Here is a 6,896-nt window from a genome sequence, read left to right on the forward strand (position 1 = left end):
TAGAGCGGGTGCAGCGTGGCCAGCGGATCCTGAAAGATGTAGGCGATCCTGTCGCCCCTGAGCGACCGCAGTTTTTCATAGGGCGCGCCGATCAGATCCTCGCCCTTGTAGTGGACCGCGCCGCCGGTGATCACGCCGGGGGGTGAGGCCACAAGCCCCATGATGCTGAGCGCGGTGACGGATTTGCCGGAGCCGCTTTCGCCGATCACCCCTAGGCATTCGCCGGGGTTCACCTGCAAATCGACACCGCCGACGGCGTTGTAGACGCGGTCCTTGACGTGAAATTGCGTTTTCAATCCACGCAGTGCCAATAAGGTGTCGGGTTTGGCTTCCGGGACCGGTCCGGTCCGTTTGACCATGGTTGTCGGCATCGGGCGCGACAGGGCGCCGGATTTCAGGCGCGGGTCCAGCGCGTCGCGCACGCCGTCACCCAGAAGGTTGATGGCCATGACGATGATCAGGATCATCGCGCCCGGCACGACCGAGGTATGCGGATTGGTGATCAGCGCCGAGCGCGCCTCGCCCAGCATGGAGCCAAGGTCGGCCTGCGGCGGCTGCGACCCGAGGCCCAGAAAGCTGAGACCGGCGGTTTCAAGGATCATCCAGCCGATCGTTGTGGACATGGCGATCACGATCACCGGGATCACGTTGGGCAGCACCTCGGTCAGGATGATGCGCGCATCTGTCATGCCCGACAGCCGTGCTGCGTCGACGAATTCCTTATGGGCGATGCCCACGGTGATTCCACGAATGTTTCGGGCAAAGAACGGGATGTTGACCGCCGCGACCGCGATCAGCGCGTTCATCAGCCCCGGCCCAAGGGCTGCGACAATGGCCAGCGCCAGTAGGATGTAGGGGAAGGCCATCAGCATGTCGACGCCGCGCATGATGATGTTGTCCGTGCGCCCGCCGTTATAGCCCGCGATGATGCCGATGGCCGCGCCAAGCGTCGCGGCGACGATCGCGGCGGCGAAACCCACGGCCAGTGACAGGCGCGTGCCCCAGATCAGGCGGCTGAGAAGATCGCGCCCGAGGTGATCGGTGCCCAGCAGGGCGCCGTCGGAAAACGGCCGCTTGAACCGGTTCGCCGTGTTGGTCACATCGGGATCGGCCAGCGGCAGAAGCGGCGTGATCAGCGCAAGCACGACGACCAGCCCCATCACGATCAACCCGCCTAGCGCAAGTCGGTTGCGCGCCAGAAGCTTCAGGAAGGCCATCATGTCTTGATCCTCGGGTCGAGCAGGCTTTGTGCGACATCGACCGCGATGTTGAACATCACATAGCAGGCGGCGACGAAGACCACGCCGCCCTGCACCAGCAGGATGTCCCGTTTGAGGATGGCATCGACCAGCATCCGCCCGACCCCGGGCCACTGGAACACCATTTCGATATAGACCGCCCCGGACAGGACGAACCCGGCCTGCACCCCCAGAACCGGAATGATGCTGACCATCGCGGCACGCAGGGCATGCCGCCAGATGACCGAGCGTTCATGCACGCCCTTGGCCCGCGCGGTACGGATGAAATCCTGACGCAGCACCTCGAGCATGGCCGAACGCGACAATCGAGCGATGACCCCGGTTGCCACCACCGCCAGCGCCAGCGCGGGCAGGGTCAGGTGGCTGATGAGCGCAGACAGGTCGCGTGCGCCATAGATGGGCCACATGCCTGAGACCGGGAACCATCGCAGTTTCACCGCAAAGATGAGGATCATCATCATACCAAGGAAAAACGATGGAATGGAGATACCCAGAAGAACCGCAAAAGTGATGGTCTTGTCGGCCAGGCCGTATTGCCGTGCCGCCGATACGACGCCCGCGGCGATGCCGAGGATTGAACACAGGACAAAGGCCGTGCCCGCCAGGATCAACGTCGCCCCGAAACGGTCAAGCACCTCGTCCAGGACCGCCCGGTTCAGTGAGAAGCTGCGCCCGAAATCGCCCTGAAGCATGTTGCCAAGCCAGATGAAATATCGCTGCACCATCGGCTTGTCCAGACCGAGGTCGCGGTTGAGTTTTTCCACGTTTTCCGGGGTGGCGTAGGACCCGAGAATGGCTGTGGCAGGGTCACCGGGGATCATGGCCATGATTACGAAAACAATGATCGAAATGCCGAACAGAACCGGAATCGCGGAAATCAGCCTTTTCAGGATATAGCCTGCCATTGCCCCCTCCCGGAAATGTGCAGCCGCGCAAGGCGCGCGGCTGCACCAGTCGCTTTAGTTCTTGGTCACGTCATCCAGCAGCAGGAAGAACGACGGCTGGAGCGAGAAATTCTCGACACGGTCGGATGTCACCGCATTCTGCTTCCAGTTGGCCACGAAGACCCAGGGCGCGTCTTCCTGCACGATCACCTGCATCTCCTGATACAGGCGCGCGCGCTCTGCCTGATCGGTGGCTACGCGGGCGGCTTCCAGTAGTTCGTCAACCTTCGGGTTGGAGTAGTAGCCGGAGTTGAATCCGCCCTGATCCGGCCATGCATTCGTACGCAGGGCAAGGAACGGAAGCGTGTCTGGGTCGTTGGTCATCCACGCCATTTCGGCCATGTCCGCCTTGCCTTCAAGGCCCGGATTCACCTCGCCAAGGAAGGTGTTCCATTCATAAGTCTCGATGTTGACGGTCAGGCCAACTGCCTGAAGGTCGGCCTGGATCGCGGTGCCCATGGCCACGGGATCCAGCATCCCCGACCCGCCCTCGGTGACGTAGAATGTCAATTCGGCGCCCTCGGCACCCGCCTCGGCAAGCAGTTCGCGCGCCTTGTCGGGGTCGTAGGGATAGGGTTCCAGGCTTTCGTTGTAGGCCCAGGCGAACGCAGGCGGAGTCGGGCCAGCGGCAACGGCGGCGGTGCCTTCCAGCACGTCGTTCACGATCGCTTCCTTGTTGATCGCATAGTTCGCGGCCTGACGAACGCGGACATCGGCAAAGGGGCCTTCCTTGGCGTTCAGGATCAGAAACCAGACGTGGGGCCCGGCCTGTTCGTGCACGGTGTAGGTTTCGCCCTGAAACTCGCTCAGCGCGACCGGGGGCACTTCGACCATCAGGTCGATGCCGCCTGCAAGCATCTCGGCGGTGCGGGTGTTGGCGTCGGTGATCGGACGGAAGACGACGGCCTGCAATTCGGGCGCGCCGTCCCAATAGTCCGCGTTGGCCTCGATGACCACTGCTTCGTTCGACCGCCATTCTGCGAATTTGAAGGCGCCGGTGCCGGACGGGTTGCGACCGAATTCGGCGCCATGCTGTTCGACAGCGGCCGGCGAAACGATCAGGCCGGTGGGATAGGCAAGGTTCGACAGGAACGGCGCATAGGGCGCGTTCAGGGTGAAACGAACGGTCAGATCGTCTACGACCTCGACATTCTCGACGGCCGAGAAGAAGAACGACAACGGGAACGGACCGGTGTTGTGGTAGGGATGATTTTCGTCAAGCATCCGGTCGAAGTTGAATTTGACCGCTTCGGCATTGAAGGCGCTGCCGTCATGAAAGGTCACGCCGTCGCGCAGGTTGAAGGTGTAGACCGTGCCATCTTCACTAATGTCCCAAGATGTGGCCAGCGAAGGTTCGACTTCAAGCGTGCCGTCCTTGTAGCGCACCAGCCCGTCATAGACGTTCATCAGGATGCGGAAATCGTTGACGGCGGTCACGGCGGCCGGGTCAAGCGCCTTGGGTTCGGCGATCTGCCCAACGATCAAGACATCATCGGGCGTCTGAGCCTGGGCCGCGAGCGGAGAGAGAGCAAGTGCCGTGGCTGCACCAGCAGCCAGCATTGCCCTGCGGGACAGTTTCAGCAGTTTCATAAGGTGTCTCCCTGTTATTTATCATGATGAATTGCATTCACGCAAATTATCATGATAAATACAAGAAAAATGTGTTAGGGCAGTTGAATGACCTTCTCGATTCTGACTTTCGACAAGAAAACAGGCACTTTTGCCGCCGCCGCAGCCACAGGAAGTCTCTGTGTGGGGGGGTGGGTTCTGCGCGGCGATATCGAATCAGGCCTGGTGGCTTCGCAGGGAACAGCGCCCAGTACGTTCTGGCGGGATAACGTGTTGCGGGCTATGCATCAGGGGCAATCGGCAAAAGAGGCTGTTGAGGCGGTGACCAAGAGCGATCCGGGGCGCGGACATCGCCAGCTGATCGCACTTGACCGTCAAGCCCGCGCCCACGGATTCACCGGGGCCGATAGCGTTGCCTATGCGAACCACATCACGGAACCAGGAATAGCCATCGCCGGAAACATGCTGAAAGGGCCAGAGGTGCTGGAGTCCATGATGTCTGCCGCGCGGACAGACGATATTTCAGTTGCTGACCGAATGCTTCGCGTTCTGAGCGCCGCAAAACAGGCCGGCGGCGATAGTCGAGGGGTGTTATCCGCTGCGCTGCTGGTACTTGCCCCGGATCGTGCCCCGTTGGATTTGCGCATCGATCACAGCGATGATCCCATCTCGGAATTGGAGAGCTTATGCCACCGGACCCGGCAACCCCCGTATTGCGATTGGTTGTCAGAGGTTCCCGTTCTCTTGGATAAATCTCGCGCCCCCGAGTAATCGCTGCCACCCTAAAACACCGACCAGCCCGTCGCCCGCGCCAGCATCGCCGCCGCGCGGGTGCCTGCATGTGAGTTCCCATAGTGGTTCAGCCCCGGCGACCAGATCGCGATTGACGCGACCTTCGGCGCGATCACCATAATTCCGCCCCCGACCCCGCTCTTGCCGGGCAGGCCGACCTGATAGGCGAACTCTCCTGACCCGTCATAGTGGCCGCATGTCATCATCAACGCATTGATACGCCGCGCATGCCGGGGCGAGATCACGTTCGGGCCGGTCGCAAGCCGGGCAAGCGATCTACCGGCAAGGGCGAGCTGCCGTGTTGTCATCTCGATTGCGCATTGATGGAAATAGGTCCCAAGGGTCAGGTCCGGCGCATTTTCGAGGTTGCCATGCGATTGAAGGTAATGTGCCAAAGCCTTGTTACGGGCGCCCGTCGATTTTTCCGACGCTGCGACACGTTCGTTGATATGAATGTCGTCGGTTTCCGCCAGAGTTCGGACCAGACCAAGAATTTCAGCGAGGGCCTGTTTGGGTTGCCGTCCGGACAAAAGCACATCGGTCGTGACAATTGCCCCAGCGTTCACAAAGGGATTGCGGGGGCGGCCCTTCTCGCGTTCCAGCAGGACGACGGAGTCAAACGACGTGCCGGATGGTTCGCGCCCGACTCGGCTCCACAATTGGTCGCCGATGCGCCCCAGCGTCGCCGCAAGGGAAAAGACCTTGGACACGCTTTGTATCGAGAAGGGGTCATCCGCAGCCCCGACGTTTAGGCATTCGCCGTTTGCCAGACAAACGCTCATCGCGAACCTGTTCGAAGGAACGTTCGCCAATTCCGGAATATACTGGGCTGGCGTACCCCAATTGTCCTGACGAAAAATCTCGTCATGGATGTCGCGCAACATGCGCTCTGTCAGGACCACATTACTCTCCCAGAAACCGCCGCTGCAAATGGGCTTCCTGAACGCACATCAGTTCTTCTGCGATCTGCATATGCGAATACATGATCTTGCGGGCCTGTTCCGGTTCGCCCTGCCGCAGGGCCTCTACCAGTTGCAGCTGGTGTTCCCGCCCCTTACGCCAAAGGTCGACGTTGGGTGGATCATATAACTGGCGATAGACTGTAAGGTCGGTCAGCGTCTGGGCCATGAACCCGATGACAAAGCCAAGCAACCGATTGCCAGCGAAATCCGATAGCCGGGCATGGAAAACCAGAGAGCTGATGTGCTGCTCTTTCTCTTCATCGGCAGAAGTCGCAGGTTCAGGGTGTCTCAGCGCAAGGCTGTGCAATTCCTCCAGCTGTCCTAAGTCAAGCCGCCCGGCAAGGCTGGCGGCGAGTTCGGGCTCCAGAACTTTCCGCATTTGATAGATGTCGGCGATGGACAGGTTCTGAAAGTAAAAGTAATTGGCTAAGAGGGACCGGGCGCGCTCAGTGGAAACCTCTCCTACAATGCTTCCACCGCCGGGGCCGGTCTTGGTCACGATCAGGCCTTGCGCCTCGAGAATGCGCAGCGCTTCACGGACAGTACCCTTAGATACACCAAACTGCTCAATCATCGCGCTTTCATTGGGCAGCTTGTCACCTGCCTTCAGATCACGTTCGACCACCCATTGTTTGATTTCATCCGCAACCCGAACCGGTCGCGATCGTTTTGGCTTGGGCGACGGTGTGCCGTTACCGTCCATACTGCACCTCAAATTTTATCATGATAAAATCATAGACACCTCAAGCGTCTATGTGTAGGGAAATATTTATCATGATAAATTAGAGGTTACCATGAGCTGGGGACAGTGCGCACAAGACCGGTTGTCGGATATCGCCAGATGCAGCGTTGATAGAAAAGGCGTTACGCGGTTTCCCTTTACGCCCCAGCACGAGGCTGCGCTGGATGTCATTCGCTCATGGATGTCACAGGCTGGCCTAAGAGTGCATATGGACGCGGCCGGCACACTCATCGGTCGCACGGAAGGGCCAAAGGGCGCGCCGACATTCTTGATCGGATCTCACCAGGATTCTGTGAGGAATGGCGGACGATACGACGGGATCATGGGCGTTGTCTTGGGGTGCCTCGCGCTTGAGAAACTTGTGGCAGACGGGATCGAACTGCCCTTTTCAGTCGAAGTCCTCGCCTTTGCCGACGAAGAAGGCGTTCGGTTTCCCACGGCCCTGATGGGGCCGCGCGCTTTGGCAGGCACCTTTGATCCGGCGATCCTGGATATGGCGGACAAAGACGGGGTATCCCTTCGGGCCGCGCTTGCCCGCTTTGGGGGTGATCCGGACTGCGTCGCGTCACTGGCACGGGACCACGCCAAGACATTGGGCTATCTGGAGGTCCATATCGAACAAGGACCG

7 protein-coding genes are annotated in these 6,896 nt (G+C 60.1%); 2 read left to right on the top strand and 5 right to left on the bottom strand.

The features are described 5' to 3' along the window. The 3 genes from AC2FLX_RS21590 to AC2FLX_RS21600 all read right to left on the bottom strand — a co-directional run. The coding region (locus tag AC2FLX_RS21590) for an ABC transporter permease (protein ID WP_496875548.1) at positions 1 to 1,217 on the bottom strand (1,217 nt) is incomplete at its 3' end. After that, entirely contained in the window at positions 1,217 to 2,164 is a 948-nt protein-coding gene (locus AC2FLX_RS21595) for an ABC transporter permease (RefSeq protein WP_300068285.1), read from the bottom strand. The genes AC2FLX_RS21595 and AC2FLX_RS21590, both read right to left, overlap by 1 nt. A gap of 54 nt (positions 2,165 to 2,218) precedes the next feature. Continuing rightward, a complete protein-coding gene (locus AC2FLX_RS21600; RefSeq protein ID WP_496746714.1) occupies positions 2,219 to 3,793 on the bottom strand; it encodes an ABC transporter substrate-binding protein in 1,575 nt (524 codons plus the stop codon). Between the two features lie 87 nt (positions 3,794 to 3,880). On the opposite strand from AC2FLX_RS21600, the gene AC2FLX_RS21605 reads away from it, so the two are divergent. Then, positions 3,881 to 4,543, top strand: coding sequence for a DUF1028 domain-containing protein (locus AC2FLX_RS21605; RefSeq protein WP_300068291.1), 663 nt, complete (start codon positions 3,881 to 3,883; stop codon positions 4,541 to 4,543). Positions 4,544 to 4,554: 11 nt separating this feature from the next. Here the strand turns inward: AC2FLX_RS21605 and AC2FLX_RS21610 are convergent, their stop codons facing one another. Both AC2FLX_RS21610 and AC2FLX_RS21615 read right to left on the bottom strand, forming a co-directional pair. Beyond that, a complete protein-coding gene (locus AC2FLX_RS21610; RefSeq protein WP_480748781.1) occupies positions 4,555 to 5,448 on the bottom strand; it encodes a glutaminase in 894 nt (297 codons plus the stop codon). A gap of 19 nt (positions 5,449 to 5,467) precedes the next feature. Further along, positions 5,468 to 6,229 carry a FadR/GntR family transcriptional regulator gene (locus tag AC2FLX_RS21615; protein ID WP_300068294.1) on the bottom strand — a complete coding sequence of 254 codons (762 nt, stop codon included), beginning with the start codon at positions 6,227 to 6,229 and terminating at the stop codon, positions 5,468 to 5,470. Between the two features lie 91 nt (positions 6,230 to 6,320). Here AC2FLX_RS21615 and AC2FLX_RS21620 point away from each other — a divergent pair. Then, a partial coding sequence (locus AC2FLX_RS21620; protein ID WP_496875549.1) for a M20/M25/M40 family metallo-hydrolase occupies positions 6,321 to 6,896 on the top strand: 576 nt, incomplete at its 3' end.

This window comes from Ruegeria sp. YKSF57 (assembly GCF_059612585.1).